The sequence below is a fragment of the Pseudonocardia lutea genome (genome assembly GCF_042658055.1).
GTDB lineage: Bacteria > Actinomycetota > Actinomycetes > Mycobacteriales > Pseudonocardiaceae > Pseudonocardia > Pseudonocardia lutea.
Map to the genome: position 1 here is coordinate 21,566 of NZ_JBHSQK010000058.1, position 16,590 is coordinate 38,155.

15 protein-coding genes are annotated in these 16,590 nt (G+C 74.0%); 10 read left to right on the forward strand and 5 right to left on the reverse strand.

Annotated elements, in window-relative coordinates; translation table 11 throughout:
- A partial coding sequence (locus ACFQH9_RS21765; protein ID WP_379568350.1) for a sensor histidine kinase occupies positions 1-1,533 on the reverse strand: 1,533 nt, incomplete at its 3' end.
- Positions 1,534-2,293: 760 nt separating this feature from the next.
- Here ACFQH9_RS21765 and ACFQH9_RS21770 point away from each other — a divergent pair.
- The 8 genes from ACFQH9_RS21770 (at position 2,294) to ACFQH9_RS21805 (ending at position 10,428) form a co-directional block, all read left to right on the forward strand.
- Positions 2,294-4,114: a hydrogenase maturation protein gene (locus ACFQH9_RS21770; RefSeq protein ID WP_379568352.1), complete on the forward strand. Its 1,821-nt coding sequence runs from the start codon at positions 2,294-2,296 to the stop codon at positions 4,112-4,114.
- Between the two features lie 44 nt (positions 4,115-4,158).
- Entirely contained in the window at positions 4,159-4,827 is a 669-nt protein-coding gene (locus ACFQH9_RS21775) for a Maf family protein (RefSeq protein WP_379568354.1), read from the forward strand.
- Entirely contained in the window at positions 4,814-5,722 is a 909-nt protein-coding gene (locus tag ACFQH9_RS21780; protein ID WP_379568356.1) for a sulfurtransferase, read from the forward strand. Before ACFQH9_RS21775 ends, ACFQH9_RS21780 begins: the two co-directional genes overlap by 14 nt.
- Positions 5,719-6,156, forward strand: a complete 438-nt coding sequence (locus tag ACFQH9_RS21785) for a SufE family protein (RefSeq protein ID WP_379568358.1) — start codon at positions 5,719-5,721, stop codon at positions 6,154-6,156. Before ACFQH9_RS21780 ends, ACFQH9_RS21785 begins: the two co-directional genes overlap by 4 nt.
- 161 nt (positions 6,157-6,317) lie before the next feature.
- Entirely contained in the window at positions 6,318-7,274 is a 957-nt protein-coding gene (locus ACFQH9_RS21790; RefSeq protein ID WP_379568360.1) for a TIGR04222 domain-containing membrane protein, read from the forward strand.
- 42 nt (positions 7,275-7,316) lie between these two features.
- On the forward strand, positions 7,317-7,466 hold the full coding sequence (locus ACFQH9_RS21795; protein ID WP_379568362.1) for a hypothetical protein: 150 nt from the start codon (positions 7,317-7,319) through the stop codon (positions 7,464-7,466).
- Positions 7,467-7,821: 355 nt separating this feature from the next.
- Positions 7,822-9,609, forward strand: coding sequence for an acetyl/propionyl/methylcrotonyl-CoA carboxylase subunit alpha (locus tag ACFQH9_RS21800; protein WP_379568364.1), 1,788 nt, complete (start codon positions 7,822-7,824; stop codon positions 9,607-9,609).
- Between the two features lie 315 nt (positions 9,610-9,924).
- Entirely contained in the window at positions 9,925-10,428 is a 504-nt protein-coding gene (locus tag ACFQH9_RS21805) for a hypothetical protein (protein ID WP_379568366.1), read from the forward strand.
- Between the two features lie 67 nt (positions 10,429-10,495).
- Here ACFQH9_RS21805 and ACFQH9_RS21810 read toward each other — a convergent pair whose 3' ends face one another.
- Together ACFQH9_RS21810 and ACFQH9_RS21815 are read right to left on the reverse strand one after the other, a co-directional pair.
- Positions 10,496-10,843 (reverse strand): hypothetical protein, encoded by a 348-nt coding sequence (locus tag ACFQH9_RS21810; protein WP_379568368.1) that lies wholly within the window; start codon positions 10,841-10,843, stop codon positions 10,496-10,498.
- A gap of 58 nt (positions 10,844-10,901) precedes the next feature.
- Positions 10,902-12,305 carry an NAD(P)H-quinone dehydrogenase gene (locus ACFQH9_RS21815; RefSeq protein ID WP_379568370.1) on the reverse strand — a complete coding sequence of 468 codons (1,404 nt, stop codon included), beginning with the start codon at positions 12,303-12,305 and terminating at the stop codon, positions 10,902-10,904.
- A gap of 153 nt (positions 12,306-12,458) precedes the next feature.
- On the opposite strand from ACFQH9_RS21815, the gene ACFQH9_RS21820 reads away from it, so the two are divergent.
- A complete protein-coding gene (locus ACFQH9_RS21820) occupies positions 12,459-12,908 on the forward strand; it encodes a gamma-glutamylcyclotransferase (RefSeq protein WP_379568372.1) in 450 nt (149 codons plus the stop codon).
- Positions 12,909-12,975: 67 nt separating this feature from the next.
- Here ACFQH9_RS21820 and ACFQH9_RS21825 read toward each other — a convergent pair whose 3' ends face one another.
- Together ACFQH9_RS21825 and ACFQH9_RS21830 are read right to left on the reverse strand one after the other, a co-directional pair.
- Positions 12,976-13,941 (reverse strand): hypothetical protein, encoded by a 966-nt coding sequence (locus tag ACFQH9_RS21825; protein WP_379568374.1) that lies wholly within the window; start codon positions 13,939-13,941, stop codon positions 12,976-12,978.
- 131 nt (positions 13,942-14,072) lie between these two features.
- The gene (locus tag ACFQH9_RS21830; RefSeq protein WP_379568376.1) at positions 14,073-15,308 is read right to left on the reverse strand and encodes an amidohydrolase; all 1,236 of its coding nucleotides are present in this window, start codon (positions 15,306-15,308) and stop codon (positions 14,073-14,075) included.
- 346 nt (positions 15,309-15,654) lie between these two features.
- Here ACFQH9_RS21830 and ACFQH9_RS21835 point away from each other — a divergent pair.
- The coding region (locus ACFQH9_RS21835; RefSeq protein WP_379568378.1) for a serine/threonine-protein kinase at positions 15,655-16,590 on the forward strand (936 nt) is incomplete at its 3' end.

Below are 16,590 nucleotides of genomic sequence, written 5' to 3' on the forward strand. Positions count from 1 at the left end.
CACGGCCGGCGCGGCGGGGGCCGCGGGGGCCGTGGGTGCCGTGGGTGCCGTGGGTGCCGAGGCCTCGCGGCGGGCGGCCGGCGTCGGCGGGGTCCAGGCCGGGGCGGTCGCGGCCGCGAGCCCGGGCAGGGGGCTGCGCTCGGCGGTGGCGACGGACTGGGCGCTGCGGGCGTGCTCGGCCGGCAGCTGCTCGTGCACGGCCGTCGCGCGGCGGGTCTGCTCCGGCCCGCTGCCGATGCCGGCGTGCGGGCCGGCCTGGGGGTCGGCGACGAACAGCGCCGCGGGCAGGATGACGACGGCGGTGAGGCCCGAACCCGGGGTGGTGGACAGCGACACCTCGATGCCGTGCCGCGCCGCCAGCCGCGCGACGACGTGGAAGCCCAGCCGCTGCGACACCGACAGGTCGACCTCGCGCGGCCGGATGAGCAGCTCGTTGGCCTGGGACAGCTCGTCGTCGGGCATGCCGACACCCCAGTCCTCGATGGTGAGGACCTGGCCGCCGACCTCGGCCCGCTGGGGGCGGCTGCGGATCGTCACGGAGGTGTCCGGCGGGGAGAACCGGACGGCGTTCTCGGTGAGCTCCGCCAGCAGGTGCGTCAGGTCGGCGACGCTGTGGCCCGCGACCGCGATCCGGTCGTCGACGGAGAACTCGACCCGCTCCAGGTCCTCGGTCTCGGCGATGGCCGCGCGCACGACGTCGCGCATCGACACCGGTGCCGACCACACACGGGGCGGCTGCTCGCCGGAGAGGACGAGCAGGCTCTCGGCGTTGCGCCGGACGCGGGTGGCGAGGTGGTCGAGCTTGAACAGCTCGGCGAGCGCGTCCGGGTCCTGCTCCTTCTCCTCGAGCTGGTTGATGATGTCCAGCTGCCGGTAGAGCATCGACTGGTTGCGCCGCGCCAGGTTGACCAGCATGTCCGAGGTGAACTGCTTGCGGCCGATCTCGGCGTCGGCGCGGACGAGCTCGCGGCCGAGCTCCTCCTTCTCGTGCTGCTCGTCCTCCGTGATCCGCCAGAAGATGACCATGCCGACGCACGCGAAGAGCACCGCGCCCGCGTGGATGCCGCCCCACAGCCACGGGTCACGCTGCGCGGCGGGGTGGTTGAAGATCAGCGTGGGGTAGAAGAGCGTGCCGACGCCGTGCGAGACGCCGGTGAGCAGGACGTTCCAGAGGAACGGCACCCAGTCCTGGTACAGCGCGATGAAGCCGATGATGATGAAGAAGTGGAAGTGCGACTCGATCGTGCCGTGCGTGACGGCCACGAGCGTGATCGAGCACCACACGAGCCCCGCGCTGATGCACGACGACGCGGCACGGCGTTGGGTGAGGAAGTGCCCCACCACCAGCAGCACGACGATCGGGCCGATGCCGAGCCCGAGCACCAGCGGCAGCGGGTTGTCCAGCAGCCACCCGAACAGGAACAGCACGGGGATGTGGGCCGCCAGGATCCACTGCAGCAGAAGATGCCGCCGGCGGAACGACGCCTCGTCGAGCGTGTTGCCGCGCGGCAGCCAGTCCAGCAGCCTCGTCATTCGTCGGCCACCCACCCTCTCGGTCTCGTCCAGCTCGACGCGTGCCACCGCGGACGTTCACCTCGGGATCCGGCGCCGCCCCGGCGATCATCCGTTCGGGTCGGGGCCCCGTGGACATCGCACGCGTCGACGGCGGAAGGTACACGGAGCGTGTCTCGGGCATGACTCGATCGGGTGCGGACGGGCTCTCGAGGGGCTCCGGGACTGCCGATCGGCGCGGATTCGGGGCCTTTCGCCCCTGCCTCGGGTGAAGGAGAGGGGTCCGATCGGCACAGTGCCGTCGCCGTTCCGGGGTCGTTGCGACCGCCGGGCTCAGAGCGCCGACCACTCGCCGCGAAAGAGGTTCATTGAGCGAGAGAGCGACCGGAACGGTCGTTGGACCTCCCTCCTGTGAGCCGGCGGAGGCGGGCGATGGGCCCTTCGGACGCGTCCGGCACCGGGTCGCCGCGAAGCGACCGCGCGTGGCCGCCCGACCCCGGAGCGCGTCGAGTTCACCCCTTGGGAGCAGCAGTCGAGGCACCCGAAGTGACCGCTCGGCGACTCACCGCGCGCACTTCGGCGTGTCGGCGTGCGGAAGTCCGAGCCCGGGAAACCCGTGACCACCTGCGACGACGTTCTCGCCCCGAGGTCGGGTACCTCCGCCCGGAGTCGATCTTCTAGGCCGTTCGGCGCAATCGATCGCCCTCACGATCGAGGTAACGTGCCTCGCGGTCCACGTGCAGCACCGGGGGGCAACCCGCGCGCGATCGTGGAGACCGCGGTGCAGCGTCGCGCCCGGTCGGCAGTGCTCCCCCCACTGGTCGACTACCCGGAGAAGTACGTGAGAATCCTGCTGCTCTGTTCGTCCTACAACGGGCTGACCCAGCGCGTGTGGACGGAGCTCCGCGAGGACGGGCACCACCTCGACGTGCGCCTGGCCCACGACGAGGCGGCGATCCGCAAGGCCGTCGAGACCACGCGTCCCGAGCTCGTGCTCTGCCCGTTCCTCAAGGAACGGGTGCCCGAGGACGTCTGGCGGGGCCACCGCGTGGTCGTGATCCACCCCGGCCCGCTGGGCGACCGCGGCCCGTCGTCGATCGACTGGGCGATCACGGACGCGGAGCCGGTGTGGGGCGTCACCGCCCTGCAGGCGGTCGAGGAGATGGACGCGGGCCCCATCTGGGGGCACCGGACCTTCCCGATGCCGGCCGAGCCGCCGCGCAAGTCCGCGGTCTACAACGGGCCGGTCGCCGACGCCGCGCTCGAGCTCGCCCGCGAGGTCGTCGCCAAGGCCCAGGACCCGTCGTTCGAGCCCGTGCCCGCGGAGTCCTTCGGCGACGCGGTGATCGGCCGCCTCCGACCGACCATGAAGCAGACCGACCGGGCCTTCTCCTGGGAGGACCCGACCGACCACGTGCTGCGCCGCGTGCGGGCCGGGGACGGCTCGCCGGGCGTGCGGTCCGAGCTCGCCGGCGTGCCGCTCTCCGTGTTCGACGCCCACCGCGGGTCCGCCACCCCGGGCGCGCCCGGCTCGATCGCGCTGCGCCGGCACGGCGCCGTCCTCGTCCGGACCGGCGACGGGGCGGTCTGGATCGGGCACGCCCGCGTGCCGGGCGGCGTGAAGCTGCCGACGGCGACGGTGCTCGGCGCCGCGCTCGACGGGGCGCTCGACGAGGTGCCGGAGTCGCTCGAGCGGCCCACCGGGCCGTCGGACGGCTACCGCGAGATCAGCTACCGCCGCGTCGGGCCGGACGGCTGCGTGGGGATCGTCCGAGCCGATCTCTACAACGGTGCCATGTCCGCGGGCCAGGGCCACCGGGTCGCCGCCGCGCTCCGGCACGCGGCCGCGCAGGACACCCGGGTCCTGGTCTTCGAGGGCGGGGAGATCTTCTCCAACGGCATCCACCTCAACGTCGCCGAGGGCCGGCCCGACCCGGCCGGGGAGAGCTGGCGCAACATCAACGCGATCAACGACGTCTGCCGCGAGCTGCTCACGTGCACCTCGCAGCTCGTCGTCACCGCGGTGGGCGGCCCGGCGGGCGCCGGCGGCGTGATGATGGCGCTCGGCGCCGACACCGTCCTGCTGCGCCGCGGCGCCGTGCTCAACCCGCACTACCGGAACATGGGCCTGACCGGCTCCGAGTACTGGACCTACGCCCTGCCGCGGCGGGTCGGGCCCTCCGACGCGATCCGGTTCACCCGGGACTGCCTGCCGGTCGGGGCGGCCGAGGCGTTGCGCACCGGCCTGGTCGACGAGGTGCTCGACGGCGACCGCACGGCGTTCGACGAGCAGGTCGTCGAGCACGCGGTCCGGCTCGCGACCGGCGACGGGTACGCCGCCGCCCTGGCCGCCAAGCAGGCCGCCCGCGAGGCCGACGAGCTCCGCCGCCCGCTGGAGACCTACCGGGTCCAGGAGCTGGCCGAGATGAGCCGGGACATGTTCGACGACCGCTTCGGCTACGCGCGGCTGCGGCACGAGTTCGTGACCAAGGCCAAGGACACCTCCTACGACGACCCGACGATCGCCCGGTCCGTCCGCGAGGCGGTCGCCGAGGCGGAGACCGGGCTGGCCGAGCCGGTCGTCACCGGGATCGCGGGCTGACGCCACCCCCGGCGGAGCCGGTCGGGGGTTCGTAGAGTCGCGGCGTGCGTCTGGTCCTCGCCTCCGCCTCCCCCGCCCGGCTGGCCGTGCTCCGCGCGGCCGGCCTCGATCCCGTCGTCCGGGTCTCCGACGTCGACGAGGACGCGCTGCTCGGCGCGATCCCCGACGCGCCGCCCGCCGAGAAGGTCACCACGTTGGCCGGGGCGAAGGCCACGACCGTCGCCCGGGCGCCGGACGGGGCGGCCGAGGAGACCGTCGTGATCGGCTGCGACTCGATGCTGCTCATCGACGGGGAACTGGTCGGCAAGCCGCACGACGTCGACACCGCCCGGACCCGGTGGAAGGCGATGGCCGGGCGGAGCGGCGAGCTGGTCACCGGGCACGCGGTGCTGCACGTGGTCGACGGGGAGATCGAGCGGGTCGCCGAGGGACACGCGGCCACCACCGTCCGGTTCGGCACGCCCACCGACGCCGAGCTGGAGGCCTACCTGGCCACGGGCGAGCCGCTCGTGGTCGCGGGGGCGTTCACGCTCGACGGCCTCGGCGGCTGGTTCGTCGACGGCATCGACGGGGACCCGTCGAACGTCATCGGGATCAGCCTGCCGCTGGTGCGGCGTCTGCTGGGCGCGTTGGGGATCTCGCCGACGGACCTGTGGACGACTCCGCGAGCTCCGTCTCCGCCCGACTACCCTCGCGGCCATGGCTCCCACTGACCCGGACCCGAAGTTCGCCGAGTACGCCCACCCGGAGCGGCTCGTCAGCACCGCCTGGCTGGCGGAGCACCTCGGCGACCCGGACCTCGTCGTCGTCGAGTCGGACGAGGACGTGCTGCTCTACGACACCGGCCACATCCCCGGCGCGGTGAAGGTGGACTGGCACACCGAGCTGAACGACCCGGTCACCCGGGACTACGTCGACCCCGAGGCCTTCGCCACGCTCTGCGGCGAGCGCGGCATCGCGCGCGAGAGCACGGTCGTGTTCTACGGCGACCGCAACAACTGGTGGGCCACCTACGCGCTGTGGGTGTTCCGGCTGTTCGGCCACGAGGACGTCCGGATCCTCGACGGCGGCCGCACCAAGTGGGTCGCGGAGGGCCGGGAGATGACCACCGAGGCGCCGAAGCCGACCCCCGTCGAGTACCCGATCGTTGAGCGGGACGACATCGCGATCCGCGCCTTCAAGGAGGACGTGCTGGGCCACCTCGGCGGCCAGCTCGTCGACGTCAGGTCCCCCGGCGAGTACTCCGGCGAGCTGCTGCACATGCCGGACTACCCGCAGGAGGGCGCGGTCCGCGGCGGCCACATCCCCGGCGCGTCGAGCGTGCCGTGGGCACGGGCCGCGAACGAGGACGGCACCTTCCGGTCCCGCAAGGAACTCGCCGAGATCTACGAGGACGAGCAGGGCCTGGCCAAGGACCGGCCGACGATCGCGTACTGCCGGATCGGCGAGCGGTCCAGCCACACCTGGTTCGTGCTGTCCTACCTGCTCGGGTTCGAGGGCGTCCGCAACTACGACGGCAGCTGGACCGAGTGGGGCAACTCGGTCCGGGTCCCCATCGTGCAGGGGTCGGAGAAGGGCTCGGCCGAGCCCGTGAAGGGAGCGTCGTGAGTCTTCCCCCGTCCCTGGCCGAGCTCGTCGAGGACTTCGAGGCGGTGGGCCCGAAGGACCGCCTGCAGCTCCTCCTCGAGCTCAGCCAGGAGCTGCCGGACCTGCCCGAGCGCTACGCGGACGCGGCGGGGTCGATGGAGCAGGTGCACGAGTGCCAGTCGCCGCTGTTCCTCGCGGTCGAGGTCGACGACGACCCGGACCGGCACGTGCACCTCTTCTTCTCCGCCCCGCCCGAGGCCCCGACGACCCGCGGGTTCGCCGGAATCATGCACACCGGGCTGGACGGCGAGCCCGCCCGCGAGGTGCTCGCGGTGCCGGACGACTTCTACACGGCGCTGGGCCTCACCCAGGCCGTGAGCCCGCTGCGGATCCGCGGCATGGCGGCGATGCTGTCGAGGATCAAGAAGCAGGTGCGGGCCGCCGTCGCGTCCTGACCCGGGCGCGGCCGGTGCCCCGTTGCTGAGGAGCCGCTGAGGCGGAGCCCGGGCGGCGAACCCTAAGCCTTCGTCAAGAACGTTCCGCAGTGGCCTGCGCCACCCCCATCCTGTGCTCGTCACAGCTCGTCCCACAGGACGACCGACCGGGGGTGGTCGTGATGGCGGTACTCGCAGCACCGGGCGACACCTGGGGCATCGATGGTCCCACCTTCCTGTTCCTCTACCTGGTCCTGGCCGTGGCGGTGCTCGCCGCCGCCACGCGGGCGCGGCGGCGGATCGCCGGGGCCGGGCGCACGGCGGCCACGGACCGGGCCGGCACGCTGTCCGACCGGCCGCAGGACGTGGCGTACCTGAACGGCGGGCCCGAGCTGGCCGTGTGGTCCACGCTGAGCGCGATGCACCTGTCCGGCACGATCGCCACCGCGGGGCGGGGCGCCGTCCAGGCCGTCGGCCGGCCCGGGACGCGGGCCACCGGGCTCGAGCGGGCGATCCACGCGAGCGCGGGCTCGCCGACCCTGCAGCGCCGGCTGCGCTTCCACGGCCAGGTCGCCGCGGCGCTCGACCGGATCCGGGCGCGGCTGGTCGCCGAGCAGCTCCTGCTGTCCGAGGCGCAGCGGGACCGGATCCGCCGGATCGGCGGCTGGATGCTCGCCGTCGCCGCGTTCGGGCTGGTCCGGATCCTCGCCGGGGTGGCGAACACGCGGCCGGTCGGCCTCCTCGTGGCCGCGACCGTCGTCGTCGCCGTGATCGGGCTGGTGCAGCTGGCCCGGGTGCCGCAACGCACCGCGGCCGGGCAGCGGGCCCTGGCCCTCCTGCGCGACGAGCACGCCGACCTGTCGCCCTCCCTGAAGCCGGACTGGGTGGCGCACGGCGCCGGCTCGGCCGCGCTCGGCGTCGGGGTCTTCGGGATGAGCGCGCTCTGGGCCTCCGACCCGGCCTTCGCCGACGAGCTGGCCGCGCAGAAGGCCGCGGCCGCCACCGGCGGGTGGAGCGGCGGGTACTCGGACCCGGGCAGCAGCAGCGGGGTCTCCGGCGGCAGCAGCTGCGGCGGGGGCGGCGGCTGCGGTGGTGGCGGGGGCGGGGGTGGCGGGAGTGGCGGTGGCTGCGGCGGCTGACCGCCGCCGGGCGTGCTCCCAGCGCCCGGCGCCCGTCCGCCCGTGACGGGCCTGGGCGTCGGCTGGCGGCCGGAGATCGCCGGGGTCGTCGCGGGCCTCCCGGGCCGCCCGGGCCTCGGGTTCTGCGAGGTGATCGCGGAGTCGCTGGGCGTGCCCCGGACCGTCCGCGCGTCGGTCCGTCTCGAGGGGTGACGGACCTGCGCGAGCGCGGGATCCCGGTGGTCCCGCACGGGGTGCGGCTCGGCCTGGGGGACGCCGAGGGCGTCGACCCGGGCCGGGTCGCCCACCTGGCCGCCTGCGCCCGGGCGCTCGCCGCGCCGTGTGCGGCGACTGTCGGCGCAGGTCGGAGGCCTGTTCCGGCGCCGATCCGGGTTTCGCCGCGCTCTCGTGGGGAACGCCTCGACGCGGAGGAGGCAGTCAGGAGTGACCGTTCGATGACGGATGCCACATCCGCTCGCGTTCGTGTTCGCTGGGTGAACTCCTAGACTCCGCGGTAACCAACGCGCCGGCGCAACGGGGGCCGGCCGCGACCACGAGGAGATCGAACGTGCCTGAACTGCGCAAAGTTCTCGTCGCCAACCGCGGGGAGATCGCCGTACGGGTGATCCGGGCCGCACGGGACGCGGGCCTTGCCAGTGTCGCGGTCTACGCCGAGCCGGACCGGGATGCGCTGTTCGTGCGGCTGGCCGACGAGGCCTACGCGCTGGGCGGCACCACCGCCGCCGAGTCCTACCTCGACTTCGACAAGGTCATCGGGGCCGCGAAGCAGGCCGGGGCCGACGCCGTCCACCCCGGGTACGGCTTCCTGTCGGAGAACGCCGACTTCGCCCAGGCCGTGATCGACGCCGGGATCACCTGGATCGGCCCGTCGCCGCAGTCCATCCGCGACCTCGGCGACAAGGTCACCGCCCGGCACATCGCGATGCGCGCCGGCGCCCCGCTCGTCCCCGGCACCGCCGACCCGGTCTCGGGCGCGGACGAGGTGATCGAGTTCGCCCAGGAGCACGGCCTGCCCGTGGCGATCAAGGCGGCGTTCGGCGGCGGCGGGCGCGGCATGAAGGTCGCGCGCGAGGAGAAGGAGATCGCCGAGCTCTACGAGTCGGCGGTCCGCGAGGCCACCGCCGCCTTCGGGCGCGGCGAGTGCTTCGTCGAGCGGTACCTGGACAAGCCGCGGCACGTCGAGACCCAGGTGCTGGCCGACACCCACGGCAACGTCATCGTCGTCGGCACCCGCGACTGCTCGCTGCAGCGCCGGTTCCAGAAGCTCGTCGAGGAGGCCCCCGCGCCGTTCCTCACCGAGGAGCAGCGCAAGACCCTCTACGACGCCTCCAAGGCGATCGTGCGCGAGGCCGGCTACTACGGCGCCGGCACCGTCGAGTTCCTCATCGGGCAGGACGGGCTGATCACGTTCCTCGAGGTCAACACCCGGCTGCAGGTCGAGCACCCGGTGTCCGAGGAGACCTCGGGCCTGGACCTGGTGCGCGAGCAGTTCCGCATCGCCGAGGGCAAGGAGCTCAACCTCCTCGACGACCCCGAGCCCCGCGGGCACTCGATCGAGTTCCGGATCAACGGCGAGGACGCCGGCCGCAACTTCCTGCCCGCCCCGGGCACCGTGGAGTCGATCGCCTACCCGGCCGGCCCGGGCGTGCGCGTCGACGCCGGTGTGGAGGCCGGCTCGGTCGTCGGCGGCCAGTTCGACTCGCTGCTGGCCAAGCTGATCGTCTCCGGCTCGGACCGCAACCAGGCGCTCGAGCGCTCGCGGCGCGCCCTGGCGGAGTTCCAGGTCGGCGGCATGGCCACGGTCCTGGAGTTCCACCGGCTCGTCGTCTCCGACCCGGCCTTCGCGGCCGACCGCGAGGAGGACTTCACCGTCCACACCCGCTGGATCGAGACCGAGTGGAACAACACCGTCGAGCCGTTCACCGGCGCGGCCGAGGCCGACGAGGAGACCGCGCCGCGGCAGAACGTCGTGGTCGAGGTCGGCGGCAAGCGCGTCGAGGTCTCGCTCCCCGGCGACATCTCCTTCGGCGGCGGCGGGGGCGGCGGCGCGGCCGCCGGTGGGATCGGGAAGGCCAAGCCGCGCAAGCGCGGCGGGGGCGGCGGCGGGGCCAAGGCCTCCGGCGACGCCGTCACCGCCCCGATGCAGGGCACGATCATCAAGGTCGCGGTCTCCGACGGCGACACCGTCTCCGCGGGCGACCTCATCGTCGTCCTCGAGGCCATGAAGATGGAGAACCCGGTCACCGCGCACAAGGACGGCACCGTCACCGGGCTGTCCGCCGAGGCCGGCTCCTCCATCTCCCAGGGCTCGGTCGTCTGCGAGATCAAGGACTGACCCGTGGCCGCCGGGTGCCCTCCAGGGGGCACCCGGCGCTCCGGCCCGCTCACCGCGCGCGGTCCGGTGCGCCCGATCTGCTGATCGTGGATTGACGTCGCTCCGCGCGTCCGGTTGACTCCGGAGCGCCAGGTTCGACCGTGTCCGCCGCGCCTGTGCTGCACAAGTACACAGCGCCGACACGCACCCGTGTGATCACCCCACGGGGCCCGGTCCCTCCGCCACGCGGCCAGGACCGCGCCGCGGATCCGCCCGACACGAGGTCACCTCGTCGCGGGCACGTCCTCGACACCCACTCGAGAACCAGGATCCGTCATGCCCCCCGACACCCCGTCCGACCCGACGACCGTGTTCGTCACGACCCACATCCACACCGACGGGCCCATCCCGGGCCCGCACTCCCTGCTCACCCTGACCTCGGCGGCGCGCCGCGCCGACGGGGTCCCGACCGGGACGTTCACCGCGAACCTGCGGGAGCTGCCCGGCGCCACCCTGCACCCGGCGTCGCTGCAGGACTGGCGCACCCGGGCCGGGGACTGGCTCGCCACCCGGCGGGCCGCGCGTCCCCCGGCCCTCGCGACGATCGCCTACGCCCGCTGGGTGGAGCGGCTGCCCGGCCGCGCGGTGTTCGTCGCGGAGCCCGACACGCAGGACTACCTGTTCGTCTACTGGTACCTGCAGCGCTTCGCCGGTGAGTGGCCGTTCGCGGGGAGCCTCTCCGCCGCGGCGGCCCCGATCCGGCCCGCGCGGGCGGCCGAGGCGTGCGTCCTCGCGTCGTGCCGCACGGTGCCCGACCCCGGCCTCGCCGCGGCGGGCTGACCGACCCGGCACCCCCGGTGGACACCGTCCGCCGGGGGTGCCGCGCGTTCCGGGGCGGGTCGGCGCGTCAGTCGCGGTGCGGCCGGACCTCGGGGCGGCCGAGGATCGCGCCGCCCACGCCGGCGAGCACCGTCAGGCCGGCGATCAGGATCGTCACGAGCCCGAGGCCGCTCAGCAGCAGCCCGACGCCCGCGGAGACGGCGCCGACGGCCAGCCCGGCGCGCGGCACGGCGGCACCGTGCAGCTTCGCCGTGACCAGCCGGGCGGCGCCTGCGGTCAGCACGATCGAGAGGATCGCCGCGGCGCCCGGGAAGGAGGGCAGGAACACGAACAGGAGGTCGTCGGCGAGCTGCCCGGCGACCCCGGCCGCGACCACCGGCAGCACCGGTACGCGGGTGGGGACGGGAGTGGTCATGCGTCCACGGTCCGCCGCCGGGCCGGCAGCGGGATCGGGGATGACCCCGATTCGCCCCCTAGTCCAGGTCGCTGTGCTGCATCAGCTGCCGGCCGGCCTCGGTGATCGAGCCGGACAGCGACGGGTAGACGGAGAAGGTGTGGGCGAGGTCGTCGACGCCCAGCCCGTTCTGCACCGCCATCGCGATCGGCAGCACCAGCTCGCTCGCGACCGGGGCCACGACCACGCCGCCGATCACCACGCCGGTCGCCGGGCGGCAGAACAGCTTGACGAAGCCGCGGCGCAGCCCGCGCATCTTCGCCCGCGGGTTGGTGGCCAGCGGGAGCATGACCGTGCGGGCCGGGACCTCGCCGGCGTCGATCGCCCGCTGGCTGATGCCGACGGTCGCGATCTCGGGGCGGGTGAAGACGTTCGACGCCACGGTGCGCAGCCGGATCGGTGCGACGCCCTCGCCCAGGGCGTGCCACATCGCGATGCGGCCCTGCATCGAGCCGACGGACGCCAGCATGAGCAGGCCGGTGCAGTCGCCGGCGGCGTAGATGCCGGGCACGGAGGTGCGCGAGACCCGGTCGACCGGGATGAACCCGCCGCGGTCGGTCTCGATCCCGATCTTCTCCAGGCCGATGTCGCGGGTGTTCGGCACGGACCCGACCGTCATCAGCGCGTGCGAGCCGCGGACGACCTGACCGTCCGCGAGCGTGACGACGACGCCGTCGCCGTCGCGGACCACGGACTCGGCGCGGGCCTTCGGGAGGATGTCGACCCCGCGCTCGGCGAAGACGTCCTCCAGGACGGCCGCGGCGTCGGCGTCCTCGCTGGGGAGGACACGGTCGCGGCTGGAGATCAGGGTGACCTTGCAGCCCAGCTCCACGTACGCGGAGACGAACTCGGCCCCCGTCACGCCGGAGCCGACCACGACCAGGTGCTCCGGCAGCGCGGGGAGGTCGTAGAGCTGGCGCCAGGTGAGGATGCGCTCGCCGTCCGGCCGCGCCGAGTCCAGCACCCGCGGGGTGGCGCCGGTCGCGATGAGCACGGTGTCGGCGGGCAGCTTCTCGACGGTGCCGTCGTGGTGCCGGGCCTCGACGGTGTGCGGCTGGCGGCCGCTCGTCTCGTCGAGGAACGCGGCCGTGCCGTGCACGATCCGGACGCCCTCGCTCTCCACCCGGGCCCGGATGTCGGCCGACTGCGCCAGCGCCAGGCCCTTCACGCGGCCGTTGACCTTCGGGAGGTCGACGCCGGCGGTGTTGCGGTCCAGCAGCACGCCCAGGTCCTCGGCGCGGTGCAGGTCCACCCGGACCGCGGCGGAGGAGATGAAGGTCTTGGAGGGGACGCAGTCGTGCAGCACGCACGCGCCGCCCATGCCGTCCTTCTCGACGACGGTCACGTCGCTGCCGTGCTGGGCCGCGACCAGGGCCGCCTCGTACCCGGCGGGGCCACCGCCCATGATCACGATGCGGGTCACGTACGCACGCCCTCCCGAGACGACTGCCTGGACGGCCGGTCCTGGATCGATCCGACCGGTACGGACGCCGACCGGCGCCCGTTCATACCGTACGCGCGTCCGCCGAGTGGTCCCGAAGGACCCGGACACGGCGGGCGCCGTTACCCTGTCCCCGTGCCGCTGTACGCCGCCTACGGCTCGAACATGGATCCGAGCCAGATGAAGGAGCGCGCCCCGCACTCGCCGATGGCGGGCACCGGGTGGCTGATGGGTTGGCGCCTGACCTTCGGCGGCGAGGACTACGCCTGGGAGGGCGCGCTCTCCACGGTGGTCGAGGACCCCGGCTCCCAGGTCTTCGTGGTGCTCTACGACGTCCCGGACCACGACGCCGCCCAGCTCGACCGCTGGGAGGGTGGCGAGCTCGGGCTGCACAAGAAGCTCCGGCTGCGGGTGCAGACCCTCGAGGGCAGCGTCCTGGCCTGGATCTACGTGCTCAACGCCTACGAGGGCGGCCTCCCCAGCGCCCGCTACCTGGGCGTGATCGCCGACGCCGCGGAAGCCGCGGGCGCTCCGGACGACTACGTCAGCGAACTCCGCAACCGCCCGAGCCAGAAGAGCGTGTAACCCGGGCCGGTTCCCGCGAGTCGGCACTTTCAAGTGACCGAGCTACACATCTCGGGAGACGACCGGCTCACGCGCCTCGTGCTCCGCGGGCCTCGCGGTGCCGCCGCGGCCGCAACGCGTTCACGATCCGGCCGGACAGGTCGACACCACGCCGGGCGAACGCCGCGTCCAGCGCGCGCTCCAGTGCGGCGGAGTTCACCAGATCCGCCTTGCGCACCCTGACGACGATCCAGCCTCGTGCCTCGAGGTCGGCGACCCGTACCCGGTCCTCGACCTCGCGGTCGACGTGCGCCTCGTAGCCGTCGTACTCGAGCGCGATCCGCAGCTCCGGCCAGCTGAGGTCCAGGCGGTACAGCCGAACGCCGTGGAGGTCGTGAACCCAGCGGTTGACCTCCGGTACCGGGTAGCCCAGGTCCACCACGCGCCACAGCAGGTGGCTCTCGGGCGGCGACTCCGCTCGTCCGGTGGCCAGCTCGAACAGCCGGGAGCCGATCAGAGTGCCCCGCGGGTCGGACCGGGTACGCAGACGCGCGTGCACCTCCGCCCGGAACTCCGCCCTGTCCGCCTCCGGTACGAGAGCGAGGGCCTCGTCGGCGACGGCAAGGGCGTCCCGGGGCGCGGCGGTGCAGAGGAGATCGGTCACCACCCGTTCGAGCCGTAGCGTGGGCAACCCCTGGACGACGAGGTGGTCACCCGGAAGATCCGGGCCGTTGTGCACGACGAGCCCCGGACGGGTCCGACGGCGTGTCCCGTACGGGACGACGAGATGCACCGGACTGGGCGGGAGCGCAGTGCACCCGTGCAGGTAGGCCGCGGAGGCCCCGCCGACCACTGCACCGCCGCCGACGGCGAGCCATGCCGCGCTGATCACCGTGACGGCCTCGGTGACACGGGCCGGGTCCGCGAGCACCCCGGGCCAGGGCACGAGGGCGGCACCCGTGCTCACGGCACGGCGCACGCGGTACTCACCGACGGCAGCGACGAGGACGCTCCGCAGGCAGACGCCCGCGATGCCGAGTTCCCAAGGGAGCACGACGCCAGCGTCGGGCACCGGGCGTCGGACGAACGGAATCGATGTCGGCCTGTGGATGACTGCGGCCACCTGTGGACAACCGATCTCCCGGGATGTGGAGTTCGGTCGCGCGAAAGTGCCGACTCGCGGGGCTAGGCCAGGGCTTGCAGGGCCGCGTTGACCAGGACGCGGACGCCGAAGGGCAGGGCGCGTTCGTCGAGGTCGAAGGTGGGCTGGTGGATGTCCTTCATCGGGCCCACCCCCGGCCACACCCCCAGCCGCGCCATCGCGCCCGGCACCTTCTCCAGGTACCACGCGAAGTCCTCGCCGCCGCTGGACTGCTCGGTGTCGGCGGCGGCGTCCGGGCCGCCGGTGAGGATGGCGGAGTCGCGCAGCATGCCGGAGCTGACGGCCTCGTTGACCACCGGCGGGACGCCGCGGATGTGGTCGATCACGTACCCGACGCCGAGCGGCGCGAGGACGGCCGCGACCAGCGCGCGGAACTTGTCCTCCAGCTCGGTCCAGGTGGCGTGGTCGGCGGTGCGCAGCGTGCCGCGCAGCACGCCGGCCTGCGGGATCGCGTTGGCGGCCTCGCCGGCCTGCACGGCGCCCCAGACCAGGACGGTGCCCGAGCGCGGGTCGACCTGGCGGGTGAGCAGCAGCGGGAGCTGGGTGATCAGCAGCCCGAGCGCCTCGACGAGGTCGCCGGTCAGGTGCGGGCGGGCGGTGTGCCCGCCGGGCGAGGTCAGCCGGATCTCGACGACGTCGCACGCCGAGGTGATCGGGCCGACGCGGGTGCCGAGCCGGCCGACCTCCAGCCGCGGGTCGCAGTGCAGCGCGAAGATGCGCTCGACGTCGTCCATCGCGCCGTCGGCCACGACGTCGATCGCGCCGCCGGGCTGGACCTCCTCGGCGGGCTGGAACACCAGCCGCACGCGGCCGGGCAGCGAGGGCGCGGAGGCGAGCGCGAGGCCGGCGCCGAGCACCATCGCGGTGTGGGCGTCGTGTCCGCAGGCGTGCATCACGTTCGGCACCGTGGACGCGAACGGCAGCCCGGTCTCCTCGGCGAGCGGCAGGGCGTCGAGGTCGGCGCGCAGGGCCACGCAGCGGTCGCCGCGGCCCACGTCGCAGACGAGGCCGGTGCCGCCGGGCAGGGTGCGGGGCTCGAGGCCGGCGGCCATCAGGCGGCGGGCCACGAGGGCGGTCGTACGATGCTCGTCACGACCGAGTTCGGGTACGGAGTGCAGCGACCGGCGGACGGCGACGACGTCGGACCGGTGGGCCGTGAGCCACTGGTCCAGCCAGGCCGGGCCGGTGCCCGCACCGAGGTCGGTGACCACCTGGTCACCGCTGGTCGCGAGCTCGGGGTGCGCCTCGAGCAGGGTCACCGGACATCACCGGCTCGACCCGCCCCTCGAGGGCTCTTCGCTCTGTCCTGCATTCGTCCATGGTGCTCACCCGGTCAGCGGTGTACCAACCCGAAACCGGACGTTCACGGGGTATCCGCGCCGAGGGGTCGGCGCGATGCTGCGGACGGCGAGGCGACTCGTGACGAGCGGTTGCGACGGGTTGCGACGAACGGGCTGGCCTGCCGTTCGCCGACGCGAACAGGGCTGCGGACCGTCGTCACCCGGTCACGTGACGTGCCCGTTTGTGCTGGTCCAGGCCCCGACCGAGGCGTCCGCAGGCGCACCCGCCCGCACGGGTGATCGAGGCGTCGCCGACAATGGGCGCGTGTCCACGCAGGAAGACGAGCAGCCGGGCCGCGTCGTCGGCGACCGGTACCGCCTCTCCGCGCAGCTCGGCAGCGGGGCGATGGGCACGGTCTGGTCGGGGTACGACGAGGTGCTCCGGCGCCGCGTGGCGGTCAAGGAGCTGAAGGTACCCCGCGGGGTCCCGGAGCGCGAGGCGCTGGGGATGCGCGAGCGGATGCTCCGCGAGGCGCGCGCCCTCGGCGGGCTCTCGCACCCGAACGTCATCACGGTGTTCGACGTCGTCGACGTCGCCGGCGAGCCGCTCGTCGTCCTCGAGATGGTGCCCTCGCGCAACCTGGCGACCATCATCTCCGAGCAGGGCCGGCTGAACCAGCGGCAGGCCGCCGCCGTCGGGTACGCCACGGCCGCCGCGCTGCGGGCCGCGCACCGCGCCGGCATCACGCACCGGGACGTCAAGCCCGGCAACGTCCTCGTCGCCCACGACGGGCGGATCAAGCTCACCGACTTCGGCATCGCGCGCAACGCCTCGGACGCCCCGATGACCACCGCCGGGCTCGTCCTCGGCTCCCCCGCCTACATCGCCCCCGAGGTCGCGATGGGCGCCGCGGTCACCCCCGCCGCGGACCTCTGGGGGCTGGGCGCCACCCTGTTCGCCGCTGTCGAGGGCCGGCCGCCCTACGACGTCAAGGGCGACCCCGTCTCCACGATCACCGAGGTCGTCGACGGCGAGGTGCCCCGCCCGCGGGAGGCCGGGCCGGTCGCCGACGTCATCGCCGCGCTGATGGTCAAGGACCCCGACCGGCGCATGCCGCTCGACGAGGTGCGCCGCCGGCTGCGCCCGCTGCTCGACGACCCGGACGACCCGCTCTACCCCGGCTCCCCCGACGCCCCGACCTCCTTCTCGGCGGCGGCCCGGCCGGAGTCCGTGCCCGAGCCGCGGGTGGCCGCGTCGGGG

Excerpts from the sequence above, each read along its gene's own strand:
- ACFQH9_RS21805 (WP_379568366.1), top strand. The coding sequence starts at position 9,925 with ATGCCCCCCGACACCCCGTCCGACCCGACGACCGTGTTCGTCACGACC.
- ACFQH9_RS21790 (WP_379568360.1), top strand. The coding sequence starts at position 6,318 with ATGGCGGTACTCGCAGCACCGGGCGACACCTGGGGCATCGATGGTCCC.
- ACFQH9_RS21810 (WP_379568368.1), bottom strand. The coding sequence starts at position 10,843 with ATGACCACTCCCGTCCCCACCCGCGTACCGGTGCTGCCGGTGGTCGCG.
- ACFQH9_RS21780 (WP_379568356.1), top strand. The coding sequence starts at position 4,814 with ATGGCTCCCACTGACCCGGACCCGAAGTTCGCCGAGTACGCCCACCCG.